Genomic DNA, 26,806 nt, shown 5'->3' with positions numbered 1-26,806 from the left:
TGTATTATTACAGTGTAATTATCCCTCTCTATATTACAGTGTAATTATCCATGTAGTACATTGTAACTATCCATGTAGTACATTGTAACTATCCATGTAGTACATTGTAATTATCCATTTATTACAGTATAATTATCCAAGTATTACAGTTCAATTTTCTCTTTCCGTACATAATGCAATTTATTTAAAAAACATATTAAAATTAGGTCGTGTCCCTGAATTATAGATCAATTTCGAAAAAGCGAGTACATCTCTCGTATTTGATGAATATCTTGGGAGATTCTCTCACTTTCGGTTTTCAATGATTCAAACCCACGACCTAAAATTATTATAAAAAATATAAGAAAATTAATATATTAGAAATATCAAGATTAATATAAATAGAAAGTTAAAATCACTTTCTTTAAATATCACCTTGTTATATTAATTATTGTAATAATTTGATATTATTATTTATCGTTTATTTTGATGTTTTAATTTAAAACTGTGATTTTCACAGGTTATTCGATAAATGAGTTTCAGGAGCAATAAAAAAGTAAATTAAAATCAGTATATTTAAATATAGCTTTGTTCATGCTAATTTATACTACTTAAGTAGTACTGGAACTCTTTGGTAGTATCTATTGGCACTCAATAATTTTCATAACGAGAATGTAAACAAGAAAAAAAACAATATTTGGGGGCTATTTTGTCCATTATTCTCGTTAGTAATATAAAAGTAAAAAGAAAATCACTATCTTTAAATATGCCTTTGTTATATTAAGAATTGGCAACATGTCGAATTTATATCGACATTATTCGCAGATTATTATTTCTTGTAATTTTGATATAAGAATACTATAATATTTGTGGAATATTAGTCCATATTCTTATATACTCAGGAATTGCGCAGTTGAACTGGGAAATCAATATACTAAGTCATTCGGGTATATAGAAAATAGGTTATAAAAACGTCCCAAATATTGGATTCTGTTTTTCAGCTGCATAAATTCTAGCATTATAAGTTGAGAATAACAGATCGGAGGATTAATAGATCGGAGGATACGCTGTATGATAGAAAACACCGTTATGCTATTAATTATAGTACCCCTACTGTTTTCGTTATTATTTGTAGCCCTTCCCAAATCGCTATACAAGTACTTGGCTTGGGCTTTTTTCATAATTGGAGTAGTTTTATCAGTTAGTTTGGTATTAGGCGGTACTGGAGTAGTTTCGGTTGAAGAACCAAATTTCGCAATGTTTGAAAACATTGTCCTTGTACTCGAAGTAGTGGTAATACTATTTATTCTTGCTATATCAGCAAAATATAAAAACTGGCCTACACTTGGACTTGGAATAATTTCAGCAGCCTTATTTGCTTACACTTATGCCAATGTTCCAGGTGCTGAAAGTGCTTCTTTTAATATTGATCAATTGTCTCAGCTCATGATATTAATTGTGAATATAGTCGGTACAGCGATTATATTATTCGCAACTGGATACATGGATCAGTATGAAGAGCACAGACATCTTAATAGGCAAAGAATATTTTACTTTACAATGAGCTTCTTCCTGGCAGCCATGAATGGCCTGGTAATGTCTGACACATTAGGCTGGCTGTATCTTTTCTGGGAACTAACAACTCTGTGTTCATTCGTGTTGATCTCATATAACATGGATGAAGAAGGAATAAACAACGGTTTCAGGGCTCTGGCCTTAAACCTGGTCGGCGGAGTTGCTATGTCTGTAGGCATAATTCTGCTTGCAACTAAATATGATATAAGTTCCCTTACCGGGATTGCAACTTACGCTGGAACTGATGCAGTAGCGCTGGCCGCTTTAGCACTTCCTGTTGCTTTACTCTGTATTGGAGGCTTTGCGAAATCTGCTCAGATGCCCTTCCATAGCTGGCTCTTAGGTGCAATGGTAGCTCCGACTCCTGTTTCTGCTTTACTGCACTCAAGCACGATGGTAAATGCAGGTGTGTTTTTAATTGTCAAGCTTGTACCAGCTTTTGCTAATACCTCTCTCGGAACAGCTATTGCAGTTTACGGTAGCTTTACTTTCGTTATCTGCTCAGCTTTAGCCTTATCTCAAAGAAACGCTAAAAGAGTGCTTGCTTATTCAACTATTGCAAATTTAGGATTAATTATCGCAAGCGCCGGGATAGGCACACCTCTGGCTGTAGCTGCTTCGATGATGCTTATTCTGTTCCACGCTATATCAAAAGGTCTCTTATTCCTGTGCACAGGTGAAATTGAGCACACCATAGGAAGCAGAGATATAGAGGACATGTCAGGATTAATAAATAAGGCTCCTCTTCTCACCTCCATTGCAGCTCTGGGAATGGTGTCCATGCTGTTACCTCCTTTCGGAGTATTGCTCACAAAATGGGTATCAATGGAAGCTGCTTCAAACAACCCTGTTGTGATAGTATTCCTAGTACTCGGAAGTGCACTCACTACAGTTTATTACTCTAAGTGGCTTGGAACAATCTTATCATCCAGCATGGATAAAAATGCAGTTCCCCATAAAAAACTGGAAACATATTTCCCACTATCAGTTCTTGGATTATCCATAATAGGTACAAGTATCTTTATATTTTCAATATATGATTACTTAATTAAACCCCAGGTCGCAATTCTACTCGGAAATGCTCCTAATGTTACAGGACAGGCTGGGCAATTTGCCTCTGAAATAGGGGCCTTTACTTACGCAGCAATATTCGCAGTGCTTGCTCTGGCTATTCTGATATATCTTGCTACCAAAAACATGTTTACTCCTCGTATGTCTAGCTACTATATGTGTGGAGAAAACAACCTTGAAAGGGACAGATTAATGTTCAGAAATGGACTTTGCAGCTACGAAAAAAGCAGCGTTTCCAACATCTATCTCCAGAATATTTTTGGAGAAAGTAAACTTACAACATTTGGATATGCAATTTCCATAATTCTGATTGTAATTGCATTAGCAGGAGGAGTAGGATTATGAATGAGATTCTAACAATTATTCTTGTCTTAATTGTTGCTCCTATCATCGGCTGTTTAGCCTCAGGAGTAGACAGGAAAATCACTGCAAGACTGCAGGGTAGAGTAGGTCCTCCTCTTTTGCAGCCATACTATGATGTTAAGAAGCTCCTCAGCAAAGACAACATGGTTGTAAATTCATCTCAAAACTTTTACGTAATCGTGTACCTCGTCTTTATCATTTTGAGTCTTTTTATGTTAGTTTTCAAACAAGACTTTCTGATGATAATATTCGTCTACACAGTAGCTTCGGTAGCTCTAATTGTAGGAGGAATGAGCACTGGTTCTCCGTACGCTAGAGTAGGAAGTTCAAGAGAAATAATGGCCATACTGTCCTATGAACCAGTTTTAATTTTATATGCTCTTGCAATCTACTTGCTTACCGGCACTTTCAAACTATCTGCGCTGTTAGATGCGTCATCCCCTCTGCTAATGTATACGCCTCTTATATTCATAGCAATGATAGTTGTCCTAAATATAAAATTGAAAAAGTCTCCCTTTGACTACTCAACCTCTCACCATGGTCACCAGGAGCTGGTTAAAGGTATGACAACCGAATATGGAGGGCCAGGGTTTGCCACCATCGAGATTGCACACTTCTATGAATATGTGTTTTTAACAGGACTCATATTCTTATTCTGGGCATCAAACCCAATAATAGGTGTGCTTTTAGGCATCATTGCTTACTTGCTTATAATTGTTATAGATAACATTACTGCAAGAGTATACTGGCAGTGGATGCTCAAACTGAGCTGGACAGTCCTGCTAATAATTTCGATTGTGAACATAGCATTCCTGTACGTTAGCGGAGTCAAATTAGCTTAAAAAGAGGGACACTTATGAGTTTGGCAAAATCCCCATGGATCATACATGTAAACGTGAACAGTTGCAATGGCTGTGATATTGAAGTAGTGGCCTGTCTTACTCCTCTATATGATGCTGAAAGATTTGGTGTTTTAAACATCGGCACTCCCAAGCAAGCTGATATAATGGTGGTTACAGGCTCTGTGAATTACAAGAGTGTAAATGTGCTTAAAAACATTTACAACCAGATCCCTGATCCAAAAGTCGTTTTAGCTGTAGGCGCCTGTGCATCTACAGGTGGGATATTCCATGATTGCTATAATGTGATAGGTGGAGTAGACCAGGTCATACCTGTAGATGCATATGTTCCCGGATGCTGCCCAAGGCCTGAAGCCATACTTGACGGCGTAGTAGCAGCACTTTCAATACTTGAAGAAAAGAAGAAAGGGAATATCAGAGGAAAGGAAGTAAAATTGAAAGGAAACGAGGTGCCATCGAATGCTTGATAATGTGATTCCAAATATAACAGAAATTAAAAGCATGCCAGAAGTGCTAAAAGCTGTTGAGGGTTTGAAAAGTGATGGCTATCGATATGTTACTATGATATGCCTGAAAGCTAACGAAGGCCACGAGTTGATATACATCTTCGAGAAAGACGACAAACTAAAGCATCTGAGGTACTTTGTGAAACCAGGTGAGAAACCCAAGAGTGTGTCAGGCATTTACCTATGTGCACTTTTGATCGAGAACGAGTACCAGGATCTTTTCGGATTGACTTTCGAAGGTTTAGCAATCGACTACAAGGGCCACCTTTACTTAACGCCAAACAGTCCAAAAACTCCCTTGGCTTAAAGCAGTTTGAGAGGAGAATCACATGACAACCGTAATACCATTTGGTCCTCAGCATCCCGTTTTACCCGAGCCAGTTTCTTTAAAACTCGAGATTGACAACGAGGTTGTTGTTGGAGTACTTCCCTCACTGGGCTATGTACACAGAGGGCTTGAGAAATTCATAGACACAAAGGACTACAATCAAACGATGTACATTTGCGAAAGAATCTGTGGAATCTGCAGTGGCATCCATGGTATAACTTATTCAAGGGCAGTCGAGAAACTATTCGATGTTGAAGTCCCTGAAAGAGCTCAGTATTTAAGAGTAATAAATAGTGAACTCTGCAGAATTCACAGTCACCTTCTCTGGCTTGGCCTGTTCGCAGATGGTTTCGGATTTGAAAGTCTCTTTTATGAATGCTGGAAGTACAGAGAAGACGTACTGGATCTATTAGAGAGATTCACTGGAAACAGAGTTATACACTCGATGTCCAAAGTCGGAGGAGCTTCCAGAGATTTGACTAAAGAACAGATTGATCAGATCCTGAAGACCCTTGATGACCTGGAACCCAAAGTCAAAAATATAGAAAAGGTGTTTGTAAACAACTACACCGTAAAGAAAAGACTTGTGGGACTGGGTGTAATGTCAAAGCAGCTTGCATATGAGGCAGGAACTGCTGGGCCTACACTTAGAGGAAGCGGAAACGCTATTGACGTAAGAAATACAGAAGACTGGGACATATACAAGGATCTCGGTTTTAAGGCAGCCACTGCAAGTGAAGGAGATTGTTACGGCAGAACTAAAGTAAGGATAGATGAGATATACGAGGCTATCAAACTGGTAAGAAATGCTATCTCCAAGCTGCCTGAAGGTGAGATTGCAACACGTGTAAAGGGTTTCCCTACCGGTGAAGCGGTTATGAGATCAGAGCAGCCCAGAGGTGAAGTTGTATACTATGTGAAAGGCAATGGTACCAAAAACCTGGAGAGACTTAAAGTAAGGACACCTACCTTTGCAAACATACCTTCACTGTTACTTATGCTGCCAGGCGTCAAACTCGCTGATGTGCCTATAGTTGTACTTACTATAGACCCCTGCATTAGCTGCACTGAAAGATAAAAAGAAGGGTGATATTAATGGGCATGTTAAACCTTGTAATAGCAAATATTTCTCGTAAACCTGCTACCAGACTTTACCCCTTCGAGGTGAGGGCACCTTTTAAGGAGTTCAAAGGAAGAATTGTTTTTAACCCTGATAACTGTATTCTGTGCGGATTATGTCAAAAGAAATGTCCACCTGATGCAATAACAGTTACTAAGGCCAACAAAACATGGGAACTCAATGTATTTAGATGCATTATGTGCACTGAATGCGTTAACGGCTGCCCTAAAGACTGTATATCAATCTCTAATGAAAGAGCAAAGACTGGTGCTAAGGAATTTATTAAGATAGCGGTTCCAATAGTAGACAAGCCAAAAGCTCCAAAAGAAGCATCTTCAAAATAAGAACTAATTTTTAAATTAATTCTTTTTTGATACTGCTTTTTTTAATTTTTTAAATATTATGCCTGAAAAACAATACTGAATACTCTCCGGTCTAATATGGCAGTTAAGGGAATCCTTGAATGGGGTTCCCAAAAGCCACTCAGTCAGAAAAAACATTTTTTTCTTAATTTCTGTTTTTCTCTTGATTTCCCATTTTTTCTTGATTCCCATTTTTCTCTTGATTTCCCATTTTTCTCTTGATTTCCCATTTTTCTCTTGATTTCCCATTTTTCTCTTGATTTCCCATTTTTCTACTGATTGTTACTTTTCTCTCTTATTCTTGTTTTTCTGTTGACTACTGTACTTCGTCTGAATTTCAAGAATTTCTCTCTACCTTAGTTCCTATATCAGCTCATAAAAGGCTCTTCCATGCGTCTTTGGTTAAGTGAAAAATTGTGATAAACTGCGTCCATCCCCACAACTTTTGTTAAATATTTTAAGAACTTATGAGCTGGGACTGAGTATCAATTTCATGTAAAGAAGCGAAAATTTAAGGTCGGTTTCTAATGCAAAATAGATAACTTTCAGGCAAGAAACTTCCTTAACCGATGACCAATGAATTAGAAAGCTTAGCTTCGTTTGTTTTCCTTAAAATGATGGTTCTCGTTCCTGTCGGATCCAGGCCATAGGAATGTCTGCTTCCAGTTCTCCAGTTTTGCCTGAAATTCGCTTTTCAAGTCTGCCTTCAGTCCTGAAACCAAATTTCTTGTAGAGCTTTATGGCTTTTTGATTGCTTTCCTTTGTAATGAGTTCAATCCTGAGAATCTCGGGATGTTTTAATTCAATTTCCTGCAAGAGGGTTTGGAAGAGTAATGATCCTATTCCTTTATCCTGATAATCGGGGTGCACGGCTATTGTAAGGTCGCTGAAAAGATGTGAAAAAACCCTTATACCCGGGCTGCAGGTATGAACTTCCGCGATCAGGGCTTCAGGGTTTGAAGGGTCTTCAATTGTCAGAATAATTCCTGTCTCATGGCATCTCTCGATGAAATTTCGGACATAAGCTTCAGTGACCTCATCGGCATGTCTTGCAATTCCACCCGAGCGGGCTGCAACAGTCTTATAAAGCACCATAATTTTATGCAGATCCGAAAGTTCGGCTCCTCTTACACTGTATTCCAGTTGCATTTTACCCATCACCCATTTTAAGAAAAAATCAACATGACAATATTAAAACATATCCTTATAAGTGCCAGGGCCTAAATTTCAAGGGTGGCAGGCAGTCCCAAACTTGTTGGAAGATGTTATGAGAGAGCAAAAAAGAAAGCTTTTTCTGGAGAAGTAGAGAATGAAAAAGCAGTAAAGAAGCTGATTGAGAAAGGAGTCCTGAGTTTAATCAGGACAAACTCTAAAGACATATGCCCTCCGTGAGTTACTCCCAAAGAAAATCCAGAAAACACATTATAGAGCCAGAAAAATTAGTTAAACGTTAAACTTTTATTCTTTTCTCTTAGATGTTAATAATGAAAAAAGGCAAATATTAATCGGAGATGAGCTGGCTGATGAATGGAGTTCCTTTTTCCAATAAAGGGCCGGAAACTAATTTTGATAAACAATGGGCTTTTGAAATTGCTTACTTTACTCAGCATATAGGGACTGATCTCAGGAACCTCGGGGATCTTCTGGATGAAAGGGATTACGTTGAGTCCCGTTTCCTGGTCTCAGAAATGAAACAGAGAGCAGAGTACGAAAAAACTGTTCAGCCCGATTTCAGAACTTCGGATGGTCTTGTAAAAGCCCGCAAGCTGTTCAACAGCTTTCTGGATGAGTGCGTTAACTTTGCCGAGCTTTTGAGGATCACAACAATACAGGAAGAAACCGGGTGTGAAGAAGTACTGGACAAACCCGAACAGATAAGGAATTCTATCGAGAGGCTGAACCTTCTTAAAGAAATGTTAACCGATGAGCTTTGTTTTCACGGCTGGTATTAATGAACAGACGGTATCTGAAAATTTTTCCGTCTTTTGATTACTTCTTATATCTGCATTAGCCACTACTTTACCTGTATTGTAATTGAGACTTGTAATTGAGACTTGTAATTGAGACTTGTAATTGAGACTTGTAATGGATACTTGTAATTGATACCTACAAACGGTTTTTCCTGAAAACCAATAGCATCTGACTCTGGGGCCTCTTTGGTGATAGAAAGCTTTGGATGATAGAAAGCTTTATTATTGAAAACCTCATTAGAGGAGTTGCAAAGGGTTATATACAGGAATGGGTAACAGGGTACTACTTAAGTCAAAGGTTATCTAACTTAATCTTATTTAATCTAATAATTTCGTCTGCCTGTATCACAGGGAAGAACTCAAAAAAGCGTCCGGAACTTATCCAAGAAAATCGAATTTTTGCTGTATAAGTTTAATGTATCTCGGTTGTGAATTTCCCTGGTCCTTAGGCACCTTCTCGCATTCCCGGGGAATATCAACCATTTATACGACGTGTTTACCTGTTTTTAGCTGGTATCATGTACTGGTTTCAATAAATGGCCTCTTCCGCAAAGGATACTGCCGGGTATGCGGCAGAGCATGTAAGCAGCAGACCTGCAAATTGAGCGATCTGTAAAAAAATGTCAATATTAGAGTGAGTACATGGAAAAATTAGCAAAATTTAAGGCATTAGGGCTTTCAGACAGTATGTTAAAAGCCCTTAAAAAGAAAGGGTTTGAAGAACCGACCCCAATTCAGGAAAAAGTTATCCCGCTTTTTTTGAAAGGAGAATGTGATATCATAGGGCAGGCTCAGACCGGAACCGGAAAAACAACGGCTTTCGGAGCCCCCATTATAGAAAAAATTCCGGAGAAATCAGGAAAGGTGCAGGCGATAGTCCTGACCCCGACTCGAGAACTGGCAATCCAGGTTTCAGAAGAACTCAATTCCCTTAAAGGGGACAAAAAGCTGCATATCGTCCCGATTTATGGGGGACAGTCCATGACCCAGCAACTCAGAGTGCTGAAAAGCGGAGTTGATATTGTCGTGGGAACCCCCGGAAGAGTAATCGATCACCTTGAGCGAAAGAGCTTGAACCTTGAGGACATCGCGTACTTCGTACTGGACGAAGCTGATGAAATGCTCAATATGGGCTTCATTGACGATATTAAGGAAATCTTAAAGGCAACTGGGCCTGATAAGCGAATGCTTTTCTTCTCAGCTACAATGCCAAAGCCAATCCTTGGAATCATCAAGAAATACATGAAGACCTATGAGCATGTTGCCATTGAGAAAGAAGACCTTGATGTAAACCTGACCGAGCAGATTTATTTCGAAGTCAAGGAAAGCGACAAATTTGAAGCCCTGTGCAGGATTATCGATATTGAAGACGAGTTCTACGGGCTTGTGTTCTGCAGAACAAAAACCGATACCGCCCAACTTGCTCAGAAGCTTGGAGACCGAGGATATGCAGCCGATGCCCTGCACGGCGACCTTTCCCAGAATGAAAGGGAAAAGATACTGAACAGGTTCAGAAAGCAAAAAATAAACATCCTCGCGGCAACCGACGTTGCAGCTCGAGGTATCGATATTCTGGATCTGACCCATGTAATCAATTATTCCCTTCCGCAGGACCCTGAATCCTACGTACACAGGATAGGGAGGACCGGTAGGGCAGGAAAGCAGGGAACTGCGATCACTTTCGTTACATCCACGGAATACAGGCGGCTCACCTACATAAAAAAGACTTCAAAGTCCGAAATGAAAAAAGGCCGAATTCCCGAGATAAAAGATGTAATAAAAGCCAAAAGGGCAAGAGTAAAAGCCGAACTCGAAGAGACTATAAAAACCGAAGAGTACGGCGACTGCCTTGAGATGAGTGAGAAGCTTCTTGAAGAATACCCGGCTGAAAAGATCCTGGCTGCCCTCCTGAAGTACTCTTTCAAAGAGATGTTCGATGAAAGCATGTACACAGAGATCTCCGGAAGTTCATATGTCGACCGGAAAGGTAAAACCAGGCTTTTCATCGCAATGGGGAAAGCTGATGGCATGACCCCTGAGAAGCTATGTGAGTTTATGCAGGAAGAAACCGGAGAAAACGACCTTAAAATAAGAGATGCGGAAATTTTCCCACACTTCTCCTTCGTAACTGTACCTTTTGCTCAGGCTTCAGCCCTGCTTGAAATCTTCAAAGACAAAAAGAGAGGTCGAAAACCCTTTATAGAGCTTGCCCAGAAATCAAAGGGAAGAAGCTCAAAAAGTGCTGGTGAATCTCACGGTGACACTCGCAACGGCTCTCGGAGTTATTCTCGAAATGATTCCTGGAATGGTTCTCGCAGTGACTCTCGCAATACGAACAGCAAAGGTTATACAAAAGATACACGAACTGCGAAGAAAAAATATTCTTCGTATTAATTACATTTCTTTTTAAAGAGTTCGGGGGATACAAAGTTTCAGAAATTTCGACAAATTCTGAGAAATTCTGAGATCATAATTTTACCCCTAATCCTTTATTCAAACTTCGGATTTTTACTCAGGCTTTTTAGTTTATTTTTCAGATTTACGTTGAAATCAAAATTAATAGACGAATCTTGCGTAGGCTGAATAACTACTGATATTCTTAGGAGTAGAATTCTTATTTTCCCAAAAAGGTCTTTATTCCTATTAAAATAACAAATATACCAAAAGCCTTTCTCAACACATCCATCGGGAGCATATTTGCGAATTGTGCTCCGAATTTTGCACTAATAACCATAGCAATACAAATGATTATACCCGCATATAAATCAACATTTCCCCTTTTATAGTATTCAAGAAATGCAAGTATGCCAACAGGCGGAAGCAGTGCGACCAGAGAAGTTCCCTGGGCTTTTATTTGAGAAAATCCCTGTAAAACAACCAGTGCAGGAATAATTATAACCCCACCACCAATCCCGAATAGTCCACTTAAAATACCTGCTGCAGCACCAATCAGTAAATAAATTATTAAATCTTCCATAAAGTTTTACCGCCAAAATATGTTTCCAATGAATCTTCGACGTGTTCTGTTTTTCGTCACAAAAACAGACGCTGAATGAATATTAATATCATTTCATTAATAAAAAAATTATCTTGTTTATCAATAAGGTGGAGTTCATCAGCTAACTGGGGTGATTTTAAATCCTGTAATAGAAAAATCAGAAATGAATAAGGAGAATAAGAATTAGATAATCAGTTATTTGATGCAATAAAAGCCAGCCTGCATGTAAGAGTACCAGAATAACTCCACAGTTCTGAACCCTGTTTCTCTTAGGAGTTCCAGGTGTTCTTCAACAGTTATTGGAAAATATTCGGTATCAAAACGCTTCAGGTGCTCCTTAGTTTCATCCTCAGTCCTGCCGTGAGTTAACTGGAAATTTTGCCAGTATCTTTTTCCTGCAAGAATTCCCTCTTCGGTTAACGGTCTGATATTCTCGAAGGTAATGTAAACTCCGCCTTCTTTTAGAAGATTGTAACACATATCAGTGGCTCTTGCTCTTCCTTCACGGTTAAGATAGTGATGACACTGTATCGCAGTTATAATGTCCGGTTTTTCCTCTATCTCCTGAGAGAATTCCTGGGTAGAAGACGCTCTCAGGAATTCCAGCCGGTTAACAGGGCAAGATGATAGTTTTTTCCTTGCCTGATTTAGCATACCTTCTGAGGGGTCAAGCAAAAGAAACTTTGTAGTCGGAAATTCCTCAATTGCCTTATTAACCAGAGATCCAGTTCCGCATCCGGTATCCATCCAGACTTTTGGGATTGACGGCATGGATTTGACGAAATTTATAGTTTCCTGATGAAAACAGGAGTAATAAGGAAGAACTCCGGAAATCCGGGAATCAAAGTCCTCAGGAAGGTGAGGGGTGGCGTTTTGGGCAGGTTTTACAGGAGTCGTAGGAGTCATATTACCAGGGTCCTTTTTATTTGTTATCGAGTTGAAAAGTTATTACCTTTTCTCGGAAATGAGGGTAATTAATTGTTTTCCTTAAAAATCACGAATTTTTCATCCAGACATCTTTAAAGAATAAAAAGAAGAAGTAAAGCCAGAAAAGTAGAAGGTTTCGCAAAGCTAATATTAAGAAACTTCTGACAAGATATACTGGAGATTCTTTTTTATATTTCCTATGGAATTATAACTCCTAATTATTTCAAATTATTATGAAATAAGTAAATATTTATATTTTTAGATATTATTACTTTAAGACTATATTGTTTTATTAAACCAGTTTTTAATTCTTATTTATTTTTCCTGAAAGTGAATCAGGAAAAGAAAGATTTGTCAAAAGACACTTCCTGAAAAAGAAAAAAGGAGCCATTCTCAATATGCATTACAGTCTTGGGATTGATGCCGGAGGCACTTATACTGATGCGGTGCTTGTAAGGGATTCGGATGGAGAGATTATAGACTCAAATAAAGCGCTTACTACCTATCCCGACCCCTTTGAAGGCATTAAAAACGTAATTGATGGGCTCAATCCTGAATATTTAGAAAACGTAAAGCTGGTTTCGGTCTCAACGACCCTTTCCACCAATACCATCCTTGAAGGCACAGGTTTTCCGGTAGCCCTTATCCTTATAGGTGACCATCCAGTTGATAAAGAGTTACCGGCCGAACATGTGCTTTTTGCTGCCGGTGGGCATAACCATAATGGAGAAGAGGTCGCTGCCCTTGATCTTAAGGCTATAGAGGAATTTGCTTTGCAAGTCAAGGATAAGGTTTCAGCTTTTGCAATCTCTTCTTACTTCAGCACAAGAAATCCTGAACATGAAATAAGGGCCAGAGACCTGATTCTTGAACTTACGGGTCTGCCTGCGGTTTGCGGACATGAACTTTCCCAGGAACTGGGAGCTTACGAAAGGGCGGTGACGGCTTTTCTCAATGCCCAGCTCATCCCTATCACAAGACAGTTCGTGAAGTCCGTTATTTCAGAGATCACGAAACGCGGGATTAACGCACGGCTCCTTATGCTTAAATGCGATGGCTCGGTAGTGGGGATAAGAGATGCCCTGAAAAAACCCATTGAAACTATCTTTTCAGGCCCTGCAGCAAGTCTTGTAGGAGCTTCTTTCCTTTCAGGGTTAAAGACCTGTGAAGTTGTTGACGTCGGAGGCACAAGCACGGATATCTCCTCAATCTGCATGGGCGTTCCCGACCTTAACGATGAAGGAGCCGTCGTCGGAGGCTGGAAAACCCGCGTCCGGGCAATCAGAATGGAGACAACAGCTACAGGAGGGGATAGCCATATCTGGACCGTTAACAAGGAACTCTTCCTTGGGCCCAGGCGAGTCATCCCACTGGCAGTAGCTGCAGTAAAATACCCGAGCTTTTTGAATAACCTCAAAAGAACGCCCATGCCTTTCAGAGAAGATCTGGGAGAGAACATCCAGCCCACAAAATTTTTTGTAAGATCCGGTTATCAGGCCGGAGAATTAAGCAGGACTGAAGCTGAGGTAATGAAGGTCATAGGGGAAGAACCCGTATCGGTACCTGAAATCAATGTCCTTCTCCAAAAAGACGTCTATCCTCAGACGTTAGATTCCCTTATCCGAAAACGCCTCGTCCAGGCAATCGGGTTCACGCCTACTGACGCTCTGCATGTACTTGGGGAATACACTGAATGGGATGTTGATGCCTCACAAATAGGCGCAGAAAAGATTGCAAGACTTATGCATATGACCCCAGGAGAGTTATGTACTGCAGTAAAAAAGCGGGTTGCAAGGAGCATGGCACTTCATTTGCTGTCTTATATCCTGTCAGATGTTCCATACGAATCCATTGAAAAGATCCTGGACGGAAACTATCCTGCTAAATTCAAGCTGGACATTCCGGTTGTACTGCTTGGAGGACCTGTACGGGCATATAGGGAAGAGCTAAAGGAAATAATTGATGCAGAAATCATCGTTCCCCAACATGCCGAGGTAGGAAACGCAGTCGGAGCCCTGGTGGGAAAAGGTATTAAAAGAGTTGAAATCCTGATACGACCAGCAAGCCTCATGTCCCCAGATAAGGATTTCCTGGTCTTTGCCCCGGGCAGCAGGCTGAAATTTGATACGTATTCAGAAGCCCTTGATACTGCAACCAAACTTGGGAAAAAGCTTGCTATGGATTACATGCAAGACTGCGGCCTTAGCGGAAGCCAGATTGAAATTTCCGTTGAGAAAAAGACAATCTCCCCAGATGGCTGGAACCATCCACCTATGGAAACCAATTTACTGGTAATGGGAATAGGAATACGTGGGTTGCATTTAGAGGGATAAAATAGAGAGATAAAATAGAGAGATAAAATAAGGAATCTAAAGGGGAAAACAAAGAACAAAATTTTAAGAATGAATAGAAAAAAACCAAAATAGAGTGAATGAAGTGAGAAGTGGAAGATATGAGAATCTTGCTGATTGCCGACATCCATGCAAATTATGAAGCTTTAGAGACTGTTCTGGAAATTCCTCATGATAGAGTCATCTGTCTCGGAGATATTGTTGACTATGGGCCTGATCCAGACAAATGTATTGACCTTCTGCGCATGAAAGAAATTCCTGTAATAAGAGGAAACCATGATAATGCAGTTGCTTTCAAGGTAGACTGTCAGTGTGGATACAAATATAAACATCTCTCAATTGCGACCAGGGAATACACCTGGGAAATCCTTGATAAATCCGGAATGGAATACCTTCAGAACCTCCCCCTCCTGATTAGAGAAGAAATCGACGGAAAAAGACTCTATCTGACCCATGCCAGCCCTCGCTCTATGTTTGAATACATAAAGCCCGAAACTACTGACGAAGAGATCCAGAATATGATTAACGAAGCAATGGAGCCTTTGGAAGCAGAATTTCTTGTTGTCGGGCACTCTCATATCCCCATGAACAGAAAACTCGGAAACTTGAAAATAATAAATCCGGGTTCAGTCGGACAGCCAAGGGATGGAGATCCCCGGGCAAGCTGCGCCATTTTTGACACCGAAAACGGAAAAGTAGAGCACCTGCGCCTCGATTATGACATTGAATCTGTTTGCACAAAAATCAAAGAACGAATGCCTCATCCAGATGAATTGATAGCTATTCTCAGGCGAGGATACTGATACTGTATTTAAGAAATTAAAAAATAATGATGGGAAGTTGGGCTCAGGCTTCTTTTATAGCTCTGACAATTTTTTCCACATATTCAGGCTTCACATCCGAAGGTCTTGTTTTCTCGACCCCGAGTTCCGTAACCATTAGATATGTGTCAGCTTTCATTCCGGCTTCATCGAGCTTTTTTGTGGCACAACGGTCCGAGCAGCCGTCCAGGGCAAGAATCTTAAAGCCGTCTGATATGGCATCTTCAACCGCATCAACTCCTTTGTGAGCAGCCGCAGCCCTGTAAAGGTCAGGCCTTCTGAAAGCAAGAGCTGATGCTGCCTGCATTGTAAGTTTTCCGGTGTTAGAAAGGCCAGAGCAGGCAAAAATGAGGGTACTTTTCCTTTTTCCGGAAGTTTTTTTAGTTTCATCTGTCTTGCCGGGTAAAGAGTTTATAGATTCCGTTCCTGCTGATTCCATGGATATTACAACCTTTAATGAGAAAGCTAAACATTAGTGGGAAATACAATCGTTATGAATAATACAACATTTAATGAGAAATGTTTCAGAACTTTTAATGAAAAATTGTTTCAGAACCTTTAATGATGAGCTGTTTCAAAAACGATTGAAATGGGAATGGCGAGAAAGCTGATATAATTTCCGGTATTACTGCCAGCTAATCAGGCTCAGTTTGCCTGTCCCAAAACACCAAAAAATGCCAAAAAGCCAAAAAACATCATAAAAGCCAAAAAATACCAAAAAGCCAAAAAAATTATCACGCTAAAAAATAAGAGAGGAGTAAAATTAGTCCAGCTCAAGCTGGATTATCTCAACGTTAAGGTTTGCGATTTCAAGAAGGGCAACCGTTTGCTTTCCGGAAAGCACGCCTGAAGCTTCACCTGGATTTATCACAGGAACCCCTTCAATGATTTTGACACCTGGATCATGAGTATGGCCCCGAATTACGACGTCAAATTCCCCTGAAATGGCAAGCGCTTTGACCAGGGCTTCATTTGTCCCGTGCAGAAGGGCAATATGCAGTCCGTCAATTGTCAGATCTCCAAAGTTCCCGCAGGAAATCGCTCCGATTTCTTCAAACCGCTTCGTAAGTGTTACTTTATCTCCATCATTGTTTCCGAATACAAAGTAAAGTTTTGACTCCAAATCCTCAAAGGCTCTTGCGGTAAACGGAGAAATGAGATCTCCGGCGTGCAGCACGGTTTTTACCTTTTTTTCATTAAAAAATTCCACCGCTTTCCGGATAGCATTCATGTTATCGTGTGAGTCCGAAATAATTCCAATCAAGTATCCCCACCTCTTCGACTAGCTTTCCCTATTCAATATATAGTGCGGTTTGCTAAAAAGAATTTGGTAAAACAGATTTTATAGAGCCGTCTTCAAGAATTGAAATTTTAAAATTAGTGTTTATAATCAGACCTTTTTAATCGAAGTTTATAGCAGGAACTTTAGGATTAAACCGTAACAGGAAATGTTTCTACACCTGCGCTCGGAATGCTTTTTCACTTGTACCTATAATCAATCTGAAGCAATGCAAATCCACAGGCTGACCTTTAACCTCCATTAAGAATACAGCTACTTTTAAATATGAGGTGCTGATATTATTGGGATAATCCCTGAAGAATATTACAGGAATCCTGAAAGAATATACCTGGATAATCCTGAGTCAATGAACCTGGAAAATCTTGTAATCATAAATTCACGAAATTCCCTATTGAGTTTAAATGATAATTTTAGTCCCCTATTGAGCTTAAAATAATCAGTTAAATTTCCTGTGAAGTTTAAATAATCAGTTAAATTTCCTGTGAAGTTTAAATAATCAGCTAAATTTCCTGTGAAGTTAAAATAATAACTTAAATTTCCTGTTAAGTCTAAATAATCAGTTAAATTTCCTGTTGAGTTTAAATAGTGAGTTTAATTAGAAAGTTAAAATTTCGAGTTAAAATTAATTAAATTAGTGAGTAAATATGAAAGCTATAACCCTCCTGAGCAGCGGGCTTGATTCAGTTGCAGCGCTCGCAATCGCAGCGGAAGATTTTGACATAGAGATGGCTATTACTTTTGATTATGGGCAGAGGGCCAGAGAGAGGGAAATTAAGTACTCGCGAAAGGTATGTGAATACTTTGGAATTGAACATAGGGTTATAAAACTGGACTGGCTTTCGGAAATAACATCCACCTCTCTCGTTAACAGGGATGTTGAAGTCCCATCTTTATCTTTTGAAGATATTGGCGAAGCGGCCCCTGCAGAGATCACAGATGCTTCAGCAAAAGCTGTCTGGGTCCCTAATAGAAATGGGGTGATGCTCAATATCGCAGGAAGCTTTGCCGAAAGCAGGGAATGTGATTACCTTGTAGTGGGCTTTAACGGTGAAGAAGCAGGCACTTTCCCTGACAATTCCCTTGCTTATGTGCAGACAATGGACAGGGCTTTTTCCTACTCCACTCAAAACGGGGTAAAAATACTGGCTCCTCTTATTGAACTTGGGAAAACGGAAATCGTCAGAAAGGCTCTGGAAGTAAAAGCTCCTCTTGAGTACAGCTGGAGCTGCTATCACGGAGAAGAAATTCCCTGCGGAGAATGCGAGAGCTGCGTGCGCAGAGCACGTGCGTTTAATAATGCAGGTGTAAAAGACCCTCTTCTGGAAAGACTTGGAATTTGAGCCGAAAAGAAATGCCTGGAATCTGAATAGACAGAACCGGACAGGATGTCGGCCAACAAAGTACATTAAGAAAGAATTAAGAAGAAGCTTGCAGAAAAACTTGCAAAAACTTGCAGAGAGAATTCTATGAAATGCATTGTTTTACCTGAGAAATTTGATTATGACGGGAGCCAGATTTCCTCTCTCTGGGCCTACAACAGTTTTGGAGTTCAGGAAGATTCGGTTGTAGTTTTCAGAGGTGCCTGCGACGTAAAAATCGAGCACATGATCGACCTGGAAGACCGACGGGCAAATGAATCTATCTGGTCCGAAGATATGGTAAGTTTCATTATTGAACATTTTGATTCTACGGACCTGAAACTTATCTATGCGCGGCAGCGTTTTTTCACAGCCCTTGTAAGAGAATACCTTGCAGATCTCGGGGTACGGACAACACGGGAAGGAGATGACCTTTTCCTTGATGGAAAGAAACTGACAGTTTCGATTGCCAGTACCTCGGCAGTGTCCCAGAAAATCCACTTCGGCATCAACGTCTCTCATGATGTATACGGAAATCTGAAAGATGCAGGGATAGGAGAAGATAAACAGGTTGCAAGCTTCATGAAAGCAGTAGGAGAAGCCTATGTCCGCGAATTTGAGGATATAGAAAAGGACCTGAGAAAATCCAGGCCTCTGGGGGCTATATAATGGCAGCTTCGGATTTTACTTCTGCTCCTATAAGGGAGGTCTTCTGTTCTGTGCAGGGAGAAGGTCCGTATGTTGGGACAAGGCAGGCTTTTGTCCGCTTTTCTGGCTGCAATCTCAATTGCAATTACTGTGATACGGATTTTTCAAATCCCGGAACCTGTAACTATGAGCAGGTGGAAGGGAGCGGAATTTTTGAGAAAATTAAAAATCCTGTGAGTATCAGCCAGCTGGAATCTATGCTGAAGCCTTTCAAAAAGCTCCATTCAGTTTCCCTGACAGGAGGAGAACCTCTCCTACATGCGGATTTCATAGAAAAGTTGAATCTGGACTCGCCGCTTTACCTCGAATCCAATATGACCTTGCCTGAGCAGGCCAGAAAGCTGACTGAAAAGGTTGCTTATGTGTCTGGAGATTTCAAACTTCCCAAATTAATCCGGGGTATGGGGTCTGAAGCTAGGGAGACTCACATGGAAAATACGGTAGAGTGCTTCAGGCTTCTGAGAAAAAACCAATCAAGAGATTGCTTTTGCAAGGTTGTTGTAGATAGCAACACGGAATTAGAAACTGTAACTCCGGCCGTAGAAGCTATAGCTCCTTACGTATCCTGCGTGATCCTCCAGCCTGAAACCCCTATTGGACGTGACGTTACAAATCCGCGACCTTCGCAATCTATACAGGCCTCCGTCCAGAATATTATGGAACTGCAGAAAAGCCTGCTTGAAATTATAGATACACGAGTTATCCCCCAGACTCACAGGATGTGGGGTTGTTTATAAACCAGAATTAAAAAGAACAAAGAACGCACTGAGACGTAAATAAACTCCATATGTGAATAAATTCTTGAAAAAACGTTTATTGAAAAAACATTTATTGAAAAAACATTTATTGAAAACGGAGTGTACCAGATGACAAAAATGAGATTGGGAGTTATTGACTATATTGATAGTGCCCATTACCTTCCTGGACATGGAAAATGCGGAAGAGTACACGGTCACACTTATAAAATTGAGGTCCTGGTAGAAGGTGAAGTCAGGGAAAATGGAATGGTTATCGACTTTTACGACCTGAAGAAGGGAATTAAGGAAACCCTTGAAGAATATGACCATACCCTGTTAAATGAAATCATCGAATTTCCAAGTTCCGAGCACCTCTGCCAGCACATTCACTCCCGGCTCCTGGAGAGATTTGGCTTTCCCCTTCAGGTAAGGGTATGGGAAGGGGAAGGTAAATGGTGCGAAATGGATAATTTCTCGGAATGATCAGATTGGACGATGTTTATCCTGATAACATTTAATTATTAGTTCCATTTTACCCAGGATTTTTGAGAAAAATCTACCGAATGTATATAAATTCACTTAAAGCTCATCATATCATACTGAACTTTTATATAATTAAAGGTATTTTTATATCTGAGTTAAATTTAAAACTGTAGGAACTCGGAGGAAGCATCTAAAAATTCTCATGATTCCAGATAAATTCACAATGTATATCAAGGGGTTCATCATAAACTGGGTTAAATATTCTGAAATCCCCCTGCACTGAGGTCCTGCTGTACTTCTAAACTCTGAACGGAGGAGAACACATTTGCCAGAAGACAATCCTATAGATAACACAAACCGCCCTGAATTTGACGAAGGGCTCCTGAGAAAAATTGCCGAACATCCCTGCTACGACAAGAAAGCCCAGCATAAGTACGGGAGAATTCACCTGGCTGTGGCTCCTTCATGCAATATCCAGTGTAATTTCTGCGTAAGGGAATTTGACTGCGTAAACGAGAGCCGCCCAGGAGTTACAAGTAAGGTCCTTACTCCACAGGAAGCCCTTGAAAAGACAAGGCAGATTATAACAGATTATCCCTTTATCAAGGTTGTCGGAATTGCAGGTCCTGGTGACCCTCTGGCCAATAAAGAGACTTTTGAAACCTTTGAACTGATCAAAAACGAATTTCCTGAACTCACGCTTTGCATGAGTACAAACGGGCTCTTGCTTCCCGAAAAACTGGAGGACATTCTGCGTGTAGGAGTTTCAACATTAACGGTAACAATAAACGCGATTGATCCCGAAATTCAGGCAAAAATCGTGGATCATGTAGTTTATCACGGGAAGGTCTACAGGGGAATCGAAGGCGCAAAAATCCAGATAAAGAACCAGCTTGAGGGCGTTAAAGCGGCTGTCGATGCAGGCATTGTTATCAAGGTAAACACCGTACTTGTCCCGGGAATTAATGACAAACATGTGGTTGAGATTGCCAGAAAACTCAATGAACTCGGTGTATACATAATGAATATCATGCCCCTTATTAACCAGGGAGCTTTTGCAGACATTGAGCCGCCTACCGCAGAGGAAAGAAAAGCTGTACAGCAGGCATGTGAACCCTACGTCTTGCAGATGCGCCATTGCAGGCAGTGTAGAGCTGATGCATATGGATTACTTGCTCAGGATATGTCGCAGATGAGTGAAGAACGCAGAAAGCTCATAAAAATCCAGACAAAAGAAGATATCGAAAAAGCAAGAAAAATCCTTAAGGAAAACGGTGAGCAGGAAGCTTGAGAAGAGAAAGAACTCAAGGCCTTACTTCTCTAGTAGCATGAGTAATTTTTAGCTCTGGAATCAAAAAAGCTTTTTAATAAGAATTCAGGAATGAGGTCAAATAAAAGTTCTGGCTTGAAAACCTGATAAAAGAATTCAGGACCAATACCTGAAAAGTCGGAGTAAGATTACTCCGCTTCTCAGACCTATTTAAAAATGCACTTCAAATTACACTTATAATAATTACTCGATTGTGATTGCGTTGTTCGGGCAGGCATCTTCGCATGCACCGCAGTCAAGACATTCATTTTCATCGACGACTGCAATATCATCGTCGCTGAGAGAAATTGCAGCTGCTGGGCATTCGTCTACACAGGTTCCACAGCCAGTACAGGAATCGGCATTAACTTTTGCTACCATTTTTTTCACTCCTATTCTAACAGTAAGGGTTTTTTATATATCTATACATATATTAAATTGCCTTAATAAGATTGAATTACCTAATAAAAAGCTGTCGCTTCTTCTCTGTGAAACAAAGAACAAAAAAGATAAAGGATAAACGAATAGGTACTCACGAAAATATCTCAGGATTCTTTCATAAGAGATGTTTTGTAATTTATCTAAGCCCATCGATAGCGTACTAATCGTACTACTTATATTTGTATTACCGACATGTTCTCATATTTGTATTACCGACATGCTCTCATATTTGTACTAATTACTTGTATTTATACTACTGAAATACTCGTATTTATGCTACTGAAATACTCGTATTTATACTACTGAAATACCCGTATTTATTCTACTGATTACTCGCACTTGTACTGTTAATATTCGTATATATGCTACTGAAATACTCGTATAAATTCAAAAACAAAAAAGGAAGCCTGACATTGAACCTGGAAGAGCTTGCAGAAAGGATAAAAAACTTTGAAGGGGTTACCCGAAAAAAACAGATTGAGGATATCGTTTCAGTTTTCAAAGCCGTTCGTCCGGAATATCAGAACGCTATCGTTGATTTCGGAGACGATGCGGCAGTTATCGATATAGGAGGAGATGATGTTATCCTCTTTGCAGCAGATGGGATCTGGGGAAAGTTACTGGATGCCAGTCCCTGGTGGGCAGGCTATGGAGCCGTAGTCGTTAATGTAAATGATATTGCAGCAATGGGGGGAAAACCTCTTGCTATGGTAGATATTGCTTCCTCTAACTCCGAGACAGCCTGTAAGGAACTCATGGAAGGCCTGGCTGAAGGGGTCAGGAAATTCGGGGTCCCGGTTGTAGGCGGCCACGTCCATCCTGACACTGATTATAACTCCATTTCCGTTGCTATTATCGGAATAGTGAAGAAAGATTGCGTAATCCGGAGCGATACTGCTCGGCCTGGAGACCTGGTTATTGCCGCTTACGATATGGACGGAAAAATAGGGCCAAATTCCCCTTATAGCTGGGACACAACATCTTTTAAAGATCCGGCAGTGCTCAGAAAGAGCTATCTTGTAACCCAGGAAATTGCAAAAAGAAAACTTGTTACTGCAGGAAAAGACATAAGCAATCCCGGGCTCATAGGAACGCTTGGAATGCTCTGTGAAACAAGCAGAGTTGGCGCAGCCGTAGACCTTGAAAAAGTCCCGAGACCCGAAAACGTGGATTTTGAGCAGTGGCTAAAAGTGCATCCCGGAACAGGCTATGTGTTTACTGCTGATCTGGAAAAGGCCGAAGAATGCAGAAAGGTCTTTGAAGAGGCTGGGCTTACGGCTGCTATTATCGGAAAAATTGAGGAAGGTTCAAAACTCGATATGTATAATAAAACAGATAGAGTTACGGTATTTGATTTTTCAAGGGAAAGCATTACAGGCATCTGTTCCGAATAATAGGAACTTTTCTGCCTTTTTCCTATTTAACATATTTTCTCTTTTAAAGTTCAGATATTCACTTTTCGTCAAAAAAGAGGCTCTTCGTTGTTTTGTGTGGATATCCTCATAATATTCTCATAAAAACCAATGCAGTCTTGAATTGAAAATAATCTTATCCATAGGGGATGACGAAGAGCCAAAAAAGATTAAATTTTCATTGTTGTTTTTCAATCCGGAATTCCATTTTCTTCAAGCTACTGACCCAAAGAGATTTTACCGGATTGAGAAACCTTACTGGGGTTATTTGTAAAATCTAGCCGAATTGAGAGTTCAATTAGTTACTGGCTTTCTATCCAGTCTTTCATTTCATCATAGAGGAATTTTTCAGCAGCCTGAACCTTCTCCAGAGGGCCACGGAGAACCAGGAGTTCTCTTTCTTCGCTGTTTGCTATACCCACGAACACCTTCCTGGTAACAGGTTCAAGCCCGAACTCTTCAACAATATCGTAAATAATAGATACAACCGTGCCTGGGGGGATTATAAGGTCATACAGTTCTTCAATATTAAGATCTTCACATCCGTTCCCTTTTTCCTTTTCCTTTTCAAGTTGCTTTGAGGCAATTAAGTCTTCCAGATTAAGTATCTTATGCATCCTTGGGTCACCTTCTTATTTTTCCTTCTATTTTTCCTTCTATTTTTCTGTTTGCATCTTCTATCAGTTTTGGTCAGCTTCAATAAAAAGAAGCAGGTTTAGTCAAGCGGAAAGGTTTTTTATTTGCGCATTGTTAGAGCAATGAACATTGCTAAAGTAATAGCATTGTTAGAGTAATAGACATTGCTAAAGTAATAGACATTGCTAAAGTAATGGACATTGTTAAAGTAATATAAGGTAAATCAAACTAATTAATAAGGTAAATCAAACTAAACATTACGATATTAAACTTTGAGATATCTCAGGTAGTTACTCAGATCTTTTTTGTATCAACTTATGATAGGTATAATCATATTTATGATTGATTCTCATTGGCATTATCTGTTAAGACCTGAATACCTAATTCGAACTATATAATTATTAAATTATAAAATTGTTTCATAATTCAAGAAGCTAAGTTCTAATTCTGGATGTAATTAGATGCGAATTTGAGGGCGAAAGTAATGAAAAACGTATTATGTACTCCTAGTATATCGATTCTCAAATATATACATAATAAGAAAATAAATATAGTTTATGACGCAAATATTATTTTAAAGTCACATGAAATTTTGTAACACGGAAAACGCAGCCTGTCGCATAGTGATTCTATCTGGATATTACAACCACGGAAAACACGGAAAGCACGGAAGAAACACGCCTTTACTACTGATTTCCGTGTCTTCCGTGCTTTCAGTGGTTTTCAAAAAATTCATTTTTGACATACTTTGGAATCTATGCACTAGATTGCATATTTCGAATCCCTGCCAATTTGGGAAAATAATCCCTTGATATTTGGTCGTTTTGTTAATGGATAACTATAATAATTATACTTTTGTGATTTTTAATTATACAAAAGTATCAAAAATCGGAATGTGAGTATATTCGGAATATATGAAAAATTATTTAATTCTATGTCAAATAATAACTAATGTTAAATATGAGCAGAGTTAAAGTATTAGGGTACAACTTGAAAAAATAGTAACGCCTCCTTTACTTATTATGATGTACAGGAACGTAAGTAAACATACTGTATTTCAAGGATATAGGAAAATGTAAGGGAATATGAGGAAAATGGTTCTAAGCAGATCGATTCTGAGCAAACTTTATCTGAGATGAAACTCTCTTATAAGAGGATAGCAATGCAGCAGTATAAATTGAAGCGCGGTTTTAAGCCTGATATTGACAGGATTTATTCTGTAATGGCGGAGTGTTTTTCCGGGGAGATCTCCAAAAGCGAAGGAGTCCTTGAAACCTCCTATGGAGCTATGTCAGAGATTAAAGTCTGGATTGAGAAAAAAATGCTCTATGTAGACACAGTTTCCGATAAAACAGTAACTGATGATGGAACTGCCCTGCAGACCAATAAGGCCTTCCGGGATTTCCTGTATAAGGCTACCGGTTACACAGCAAAAGAGCGAGTAAAAAATGCTAAGAAAGAAGTCGGTGAGGAGTAAAACTCCTGACGACTTAATCCTATTTTGAAATTTTTTCTACCTGACACCCCTACCTTGAGGTATCTTTTTGAGTGGCGATTTTCTGGAAAAACTGAAGAGCTTTGAGATTCCCACCTGCCTGCGGGTCTGCTGCGGAACCGACGGCTCTGTGACCTTTCTGCTGGAAATAATGACCCGAAAGCCGGTAAATGTAACAACTGAGTCTCAGTATACCATTAAGGCTGACAAAACGATTGCTGCGCTTCTCGGCGTAGAAGAAGGCAGTGAGGTAAACGATAGAATAGTCAGGCTCTCTGCAGGGAACACAACTTTTGTCCATGCAAGGTCCCTCTCCCCTCTGGATCGCATGCCTAATACCATGAAGGAACAGCTCATGCGGGCTGACATCCCGATCGGCAGAATCCTGCGCAGCCATAACCTTGAAACCAGACGCGACATGGCTGAACTTGAAATCCTGGAAGGGGAATCAACTTTCGACGGCATACCTGTCCTTTCTCGCTCCTATAAGATAGTCCACAATAACCATGTCCTCATGTGGATTAACGAGCGCTTCCCTATAGATGAGCGCTGGAAGTTATAACGGGAAACCTCAGGGAATGACAACTTAAGCGATAAAATTGGAATAAAACAGCTTTTTTCAAGCAATTTATTTCCAATTTATTTAATACAAACTCGCAAATTTTCCAGCAGTTAGGGGAAAAATCCCACTGATTTCTGCTTTCACTCGAAACCTTTATATCTCTGCTGTGATATTTTGGAGATGCTCTTTGAGCATCAGTGCCTTGGTGGCTTAGGGGTATAGCGCGTCCTTGGTAAGGACGAGGTCGCGGGTTCAAATCCCGCCCGAGGCTTTTTTTTTATTTTTGATTAAAGCACTTTCTTTCTATTTTGTCCTAATTTTTTACTTGGAATTTCATTAAGGCATAGTACTGTAGGCAGTGTAGAGAAAGTTCTGTAAAATATGATTGACTCTCTCTTGGCTCTTCGTTGTTTTGTGTGACTATCCTCATAATATTCTCACAAAAACCAATGCGGTCTTGAATTGAAAATTATCTTATCCATAGGAAACGACGAAGAGCCCTTTCAATTCTTTCACCACAAAAAACAGGATGCGGAGTCAATGGTTGATATTGTCTCATTTATAAAAGATTATTTTTCGATCAGGAAGATGGAATCTGCCGGAGTAGGTTATGTTTGGCTATTTCTGAAGATATTATGTTTTTAAATGGGTTACTACCAATTTGGTAGGAATTGGTAGTTTTTGGTAGTAATTGACATTAGAGTATCAACCATTATTTTTTACTCCTTTACACCTGTACATATAACTCCGGCCTCTTTTTATCAGTTCAATGTAACCAAGCTTTACAAGATATTGCATATCATTCCTTGCTGTATCGTAAGCCACGTTGTATTTACGATGGCAAGATAAAGAATTTGACCATTACAAACCCCAGAATTCTCATTCTTAAAGAAATTTTTACTCAGGTCAACTATTGCATCTGCAACTATAGGGGCAAAATTGAACCCGTTTATTAGGCGAAGACGAAACATTTGTTCCTTCGTCATCTCACTGACTCAGTACCAAAATCCAGTGATAAACGTGAAATTGAAAATCACTAGATTTTGTAATTGGTTATAATCCATTAAATACGTCCTCTCGATGGAAGTCTTTCGATATCAAATATTGAGTTTGATTGAAGAACGAATTCTTCCT

At 39.8% G+C, this 26,806-nt stretch carries 27 protein-coding genes and 1 tRNA gene; 20 read left to right on the top strand and 8 right to left on the bottom strand.

The features are described from left to right. Nucleotides 1–1,050 precede the first annotated feature (1,050 nt). Genes MSVAZ_RS04970 through MSVAZ_RS04945 form a run of 6 tightly spaced genes read left to right on the top strand, consistent with a single transcriptional unit; the run spans nt 1,051 to nt 6,146 of the window. Nucleotides 1,051–2,970, top strand: a complete 1,920-nt coding sequence (locus MSVAZ_RS04970) for an NADH-quinone oxidoreductase subunit 5 family protein (RefSeq protein WP_048118789.1) — start codon at nt 1,051–1,053, stop codon at nt 2,968–2,970. Beyond that, nucleotides 2,967–3,830, top strand: coding sequence for a respiratory chain complex I subunit 1 family protein (locus tag MSVAZ_RS04965; protein ID WP_048118787.1), 864 nt, complete (start codon nt 2,967–2,969; stop codon nt 3,828–3,830). Before MSVAZ_RS04970 ends, MSVAZ_RS04965 begins: the two co-directional genes overlap by 4 nt. Nucleotides 3,831–3,844: 14 nt before the next feature. Continuing rightward, complete coding sequence (locus tag MSVAZ_RS04960; protein WP_048118784.1) at nt 3,845–4,315, top strand: NADH-quinone oxidoreductase subunit B family protein; 471 nt, start codon at nt 3,845–3,847, stop codon at nt 4,313–4,315. After that, nucleotides 4,308–4,661 (top strand): NADH-quinone oxidoreductase subunit C, encoded by a 354-nt coding sequence (locus MSVAZ_RS04955; RefSeq protein ID WP_232316220.1) that lies wholly within the window; start codon nt 4,308–4,310, stop codon nt 4,659–4,661. Before MSVAZ_RS04960 ends, MSVAZ_RS04955 begins: the two co-directional genes overlap by 8 nt. 22 nt (nt 4,662–4,683) lie before the next feature. Continuing rightward, the gene (locus MSVAZ_RS04950; RefSeq protein WP_048118783.1) at nt 4,684–5,760 is read left to right on the top strand and encodes a hydrogenase large subunit; all 1,077 of its coding nucleotides are present in this window, start codon (nt 4,684–4,686) and stop codon (nt 5,758–5,760) included. A gap of 17 nt (nt 5,761–5,777) precedes the next feature. After that, nucleotides 5,778–6,146, top strand: coding sequence for a 4Fe-4S dicluster domain-containing protein (locus tag MSVAZ_RS04945; protein ID WP_048118782.1), 369 nt, complete (start codon nt 5,778–5,780; stop codon nt 6,144–6,146). A 15-nt stretch (nt 6,147–6,161) separates the two neighbouring features. Here the strand turns inward: MSVAZ_RS04945 and MSVAZ_RS04940 are convergent, their stop codons facing one another. Together MSVAZ_RS04940 and MSVAZ_RS04935 are read right to left on the bottom strand one after the other, a co-directional pair. After that, nucleotides 6,162–6,413 (bottom strand): hypothetical protein, encoded by a 252-nt coding sequence (locus MSVAZ_RS04940; RefSeq protein ID WP_048118774.1) that lies wholly within the window; start codon nt 6,411–6,413, stop codon nt 6,162–6,164. A gap of 360 nt (nt 6,414–6,773) precedes the next feature. Continuing rightward, on the bottom strand, nt 6,774–7,313 hold the full coding sequence (locus MSVAZ_RS04935; RefSeq protein WP_048118771.1) for a GNAT family N-acetyltransferase: 540 nt from the start codon (nt 7,311–7,313) through the stop codon (nt 6,774–6,776). Nucleotides 7,314–7,397: 84 nt separating this feature from the next. Here MSVAZ_RS04935 and MSVAZ_RS20045 point away from each other — a divergent pair, with 84 nt between their 5' ends. The 3 genes from MSVAZ_RS20045 (at nt 7,398) to MSVAZ_RS04920 (ending at nt 10,528) form a co-directional block, all read left to right on the top strand. Then, nucleotides 7,398–7,556: a hypothetical protein gene (locus MSVAZ_RS20045; RefSeq protein WP_156150968.1), complete on the top strand. Its 159-nt coding sequence runs from the start codon at nt 7,398–7,400 to the stop codon at nt 7,554–7,556. Nucleotides 7,557–7,675: 119 nt separating this feature from the next. Beyond that, entirely contained in the window at nt 7,676–8,116 is a 441-nt protein-coding gene (locus MSVAZ_RS04930) for a hypothetical protein (protein WP_232316219.1), read from the top strand. Between the two features lie 660 nt (nt 8,117–8,776). Beyond that, a complete protein-coding gene (locus MSVAZ_RS04920) occupies nt 8,777–10,528 on the top strand; it encodes a DEAD/DEAH box helicase (RefSeq protein WP_048118762.1) in 1,752 nt (583 codons plus the stop codon). A 220-nt stretch (nt 10,529–10,748) separates the two neighbouring features. On the opposite strand, the gene MSVAZ_RS04915 is transcribed toward MSVAZ_RS04920, so the two are convergent. Together MSVAZ_RS04915 and MSVAZ_RS04910 are read right to left on the bottom strand one after the other, a co-directional pair. Then, complete coding sequence (locus MSVAZ_RS04915; RefSeq protein WP_048118760.1) at nt 10,749–11,111, bottom strand: sulfite exporter TauE/SafE family protein; 363 nt, start codon at nt 11,109–11,111, stop codon at nt 10,749–10,751. A gap of 216 nt (nt 11,112–11,327) precedes the next feature. Next, nucleotides 11,328–12,038 carry a class I SAM-dependent methyltransferase gene (locus tag MSVAZ_RS04910; protein ID WP_048118757.1) on the bottom strand — a complete coding sequence of 237 codons (711 nt, stop codon included), beginning with the start codon at nt 12,036–12,038 and terminating at the stop codon, nt 11,328–11,330. Nucleotides 12,039–12,457: 419 nt separating this feature from the next. Between MSVAZ_RS04910 and MSVAZ_RS04905 the strand changes: the two genes are divergently transcribed. Further along, nucleotides 12,458–14,392 carry a hydantoinase/oxoprolinase N-terminal domain-containing protein gene (locus MSVAZ_RS04905; protein WP_048118750.1) on the top strand — a complete coding sequence of 645 codons (1,935 nt, stop codon included), beginning with the start codon at nt 12,458–12,460 and terminating at the stop codon, nt 14,390–14,392. Nucleotides 14,393–14,511: 119 nt separating this feature from the next. After that, nucleotides 14,512–15,213 (top strand): metallophosphoesterase family protein, encoded by a 702-nt coding sequence (locus MSVAZ_RS04900; RefSeq protein WP_048118747.1) that lies wholly within the window; start codon nt 14,512–14,514, stop codon nt 15,211–15,213. Between the two features lie 43 nt (nt 15,214–15,256). On the opposite strand, the gene MSVAZ_RS04895 is transcribed toward MSVAZ_RS04900, so the two are convergent. Together MSVAZ_RS04895 and MSVAZ_RS04890 are read right to left on the bottom strand one after the other, a co-directional pair. Further along, a complete protein-coding gene (locus MSVAZ_RS04895) occupies nt 15,257–15,670 on the bottom strand; it encodes a putative zinc-binding protein (protein WP_048118740.1) in 414 nt (137 codons plus the stop codon). A 324-nt stretch (nt 15,671–15,994) separates the two neighbouring features. Further along, on the bottom strand, nt 15,995–16,495 hold the full coding sequence (locus tag MSVAZ_RS04890; RefSeq protein ID WP_048118738.1) for a metallophosphoesterase: 501 nt from the start codon (nt 16,493–16,495) through the stop codon (nt 15,995–15,997). A gap of 680 nt (nt 16,496–17,175) precedes the next feature. Between MSVAZ_RS04890 and queC the strand changes: the two genes are divergently transcribed. From queC to nifB, 5 genes are all read left to right on the top strand, one after another. Continuing rightward, nucleotides 17,176–17,871 (top strand): 7-cyano-7-deazaguanine synthase QueC, encoded by a 696-nt coding sequence (gene queC, locus MSVAZ_RS04885; RefSeq protein WP_048118736.1) that lies wholly within the window; start codon nt 17,176–17,178, stop codon nt 17,869–17,871. 126 nt (nt 17,872–17,997) lie between these two features. Further along, complete coding sequence (locus MSVAZ_RS04880) at nt 17,998–18,558, top strand: DUF366 family protein (protein WP_048118734.1); 561 nt, start codon at nt 17,998–18,000, stop codon at nt 18,556–18,558. Continuing rightward, a complete protein-coding gene (locus MSVAZ_RS04875) occupies nt 18,558–19,334 on the top strand; it encodes a 7-carboxy-7-deazaguanine synthase QueE (RefSeq protein ID WP_048118731.1) in 777 nt (258 codons plus the stop codon). The genes MSVAZ_RS04880 and MSVAZ_RS04875 overlap by 1 nt, the downstream gene beginning before the upstream one ends. 129 nt (nt 19,335–19,463) lie before the next feature. Continuing rightward, nucleotides 19,464–19,817 (top strand): 6-carboxytetrahydropterin synthase QueD, encoded by a 354-nt coding sequence (queD, locus tag MSVAZ_RS04870; protein ID WP_048118728.1) that lies wholly within the window; start codon nt 19,464–19,466, stop codon nt 19,815–19,817. 325 nt (nt 19,818–20,142) lie between these two features. Continuing rightward, nucleotides 20,143–21,108, top strand: a complete 966-nt coding sequence (gene nifB / locus MSVAZ_RS04865) for a nitrogenase cofactor biosynthesis protein NifB (RefSeq protein ID WP_048118725.1) — start codon at nt 20,143–20,145, stop codon at nt 21,106–21,108. Nucleotides 21,109–21,330: 222 nt separating this feature from the next. Here the strand turns inward: nifB and MSVAZ_RS04860 are convergent, their stop codons facing one another. Next, nucleotides 21,331–21,507: a 4Fe-4S binding protein gene (locus MSVAZ_RS04860; RefSeq protein ID WP_048118722.1), complete on the bottom strand. Its 177-nt coding sequence runs from the start codon at nt 21,505–21,507 to the stop codon at nt 21,331–21,333. A gap of 473 nt (nt 21,508–21,980) precedes the next feature. On the opposite strand from MSVAZ_RS04860, the gene MSVAZ_RS04855 reads away from it, so the two are divergent. After that, on the top strand, nt 21,981–22,961 hold the full coding sequence (locus MSVAZ_RS04855) for a methanogenesis marker 2 protein (protein WP_048118719.1): 981 nt from the start codon (nt 21,981–21,983) through the stop codon (nt 22,959–22,961). Between the two features lie 320 nt (nt 22,962–23,281). On the opposite strand, the gene MSVAZ_RS04850 is transcribed toward MSVAZ_RS04855, so the two are convergent. Continuing rightward, complete coding sequence (locus tag MSVAZ_RS04850) at nt 23,282–23,596, bottom strand: hypothetical protein (protein WP_048118716.1); 315 nt, start codon at nt 23,594–23,596, stop codon at nt 23,282–23,284. A 1,181-nt stretch (nt 23,597–24,777) separates the two neighbouring features. Between MSVAZ_RS04850 and MSVAZ_RS04845 the strand changes: the two genes are divergently transcribed. The 3 genes from MSVAZ_RS04845 to MSVAZ_RS04835 all read left to right on the top strand — a co-directional run bounded on the left by MSVAZ_RS04845 (nt 24,778) and on the right by MSVAZ_RS04835 (nt 25,943). Continuing rightward, nucleotides 24,778–25,092 (top strand): DUF5611 family protein, encoded by a 315-nt coding sequence (locus tag MSVAZ_RS04845; protein WP_048118713.1) that lies wholly within the window; start codon nt 24,778–24,780, stop codon nt 25,090–25,092. A 67-nt stretch (nt 25,093–25,159) separates the two neighbouring features. After that, on the top strand, nt 25,160–25,672 hold the full coding sequence (locus MSVAZ_RS04840; RefSeq protein WP_082091034.1) for a chorismate--pyruvate lyase family protein: 513 nt from the start codon (nt 25,160–25,162) through the stop codon (nt 25,670–25,672). Nucleotides 25,673–25,871: 199 nt separating this feature from the next. Beyond that, a tRNA-Thr gene (locus tag MSVAZ_RS04835) sits at nt 25,872–25,943 on the top strand. Nucleotides 25,944–26,806: the final 863 nt, after the last annotated feature.

Origin of the sequence: Methanosarcina vacuolata Z-761 (genome assembly GCF_000969905.1) — an archaeon.
Classification (GTDB): domain Archaea; phylum Halobacteriota; class Methanosarcinia; order Methanosarcinales; family Methanosarcinaceae; genus Methanosarcina; species Methanosarcina vacuolata.
This window is presented reverse-complemented; position numbering and strand designations above follow the sequence as displayed.

Coding starts and splice junctions, on each gene's coding strand:
- MSVAZ_RS04970 (WP_048118789.1), top strand. CDS start 1,051: ATGATAGAAAACACCGTTATGCTATTAATTATAGTACCCCTACTGTTT.
- MSVAZ_RS04965 (WP_048118787.1), top strand. CDS start 2,967: ATGAATGAGATTCTAACAATTATTCTTGTCTTAATTGTTGCTCCTATC.
- MSVAZ_RS04960 (WP_048118784.1), top strand. CDS start 3,845: ATGAGTTTGGCAAAATCCCCATGGATCATACATGTAAACGTGAACAGT.
- MSVAZ_RS04955 (WP_232316220.1), top strand. CDS start 4,308: ATGCTTGATAATGTGATTCCAAATATAACAGAAATTAAAAGCATGCCA.
- MSVAZ_RS04950 (WP_048118783.1), top strand. CDS start 4,684: ATGACAACCGTAATACCATTTGGTCCTCAGCATCCCGTTTTACCCGAG.
- MSVAZ_RS04945 (WP_048118782.1), top strand. CDS start 5,778: ATGGGCATGTTAAACCTTGTAATAGCAAATATTTCTCGTAAACCTGCT.
- MSVAZ_RS04940 (WP_048118774.1), bottom strand. CDS start 6,413: ATGGGAAATCAAGAGAAAAATGGGAAATCAAGAGAAAAATGGGAAATC.
- MSVAZ_RS04935 (WP_048118771.1), bottom strand. CDS start 7,313: ATGCAACTGGAATACAGTGTAAGAGGAGCCGAACTTTCGGATCTGCAT.
- MSVAZ_RS04930 (WP_232316219.1), top strand. CDS start 7,676: ATGAGCTGGCTGATGAATGGAGTTCCTTTTTCCAATAAAGGGCCGGAA.
- MSVAZ_RS04920 (WP_048118762.1), top strand. CDS start 8,777: ATGGAAAAATTAGCAAAATTTAAGGCATTAGGGCTTTCAGACAGTATG.
- MSVAZ_RS04915 (WP_048118760.1), bottom strand. CDS start 11,111: ATGGAAGATTTAATAATTTATTTACTGATTGGTGCTGCAGCAGGTATT.
- MSVAZ_RS04910 (WP_048118757.1), bottom strand. CDS start 12,038: ATGACTCCTACGACTCCTGTAAAACCTGCCCAAAACGCCACCCCTCAC.
- MSVAZ_RS04905 (WP_048118750.1), top strand. CDS start 12,458: ATGCATTACAGTCTTGGGATTGATGCCGGAGGCACTTATACTGATGCG.
- MSVAZ_RS04900 (WP_048118747.1), top strand. CDS start 14,512: ATGAGAATCTTGCTGATTGCCGACATCCATGCAAATTATGAAGCTTTA.
- MSVAZ_RS04895 (WP_048118740.1), bottom strand. CDS start 15,670: ATGGAATCAGCAGGAACGGAATCTATAAACTCTTTACCCGGCAAGACA.
- queC (WP_048118736.1), top strand. CDS start 17,176: ATGAAAGCTATAACCCTCCTGAGCAGCGGGCTTGATTCAGTTGCAGCG.
- MSVAZ_RS04880 (WP_048118734.1), top strand. CDS start 17,998: ATGAAATGCATTGTTTTACCTGAGAAATTTGATTATGACGGGAGCCAG.
- MSVAZ_RS04875 (WP_048118731.1), top strand. CDS start 18,558: ATGGCAGCTTCGGATTTTACTTCTGCTCCTATAAGGGAGGTCTTCTGT.
- queD (WP_048118728.1), top strand. CDS start 19,464: ATGACAAAAATGAGATTGGGAGTTATTGACTATATTGATAGTGCCCAT.
- MSVAZ_RS04860 (WP_048118722.1), bottom strand. CDS start 21,507: ATGGTAGCAAAAGTTAATGCCGATTCCTGTACTGGCTGTGGAACCTGT.
- MSVAZ_RS04850 (WP_048118716.1), bottom strand. CDS start 23,596: ATGCATAAGATACTTAATCTGGAAGACTTAATTGCCTCAAAGCAACTT.
- MSVAZ_RS04845 (WP_048118713.1), top strand. CDS start 24,778: ATGCAGCAGTATAAATTGAAGCGCGGTTTTAAGCCTGATATTGACAGG.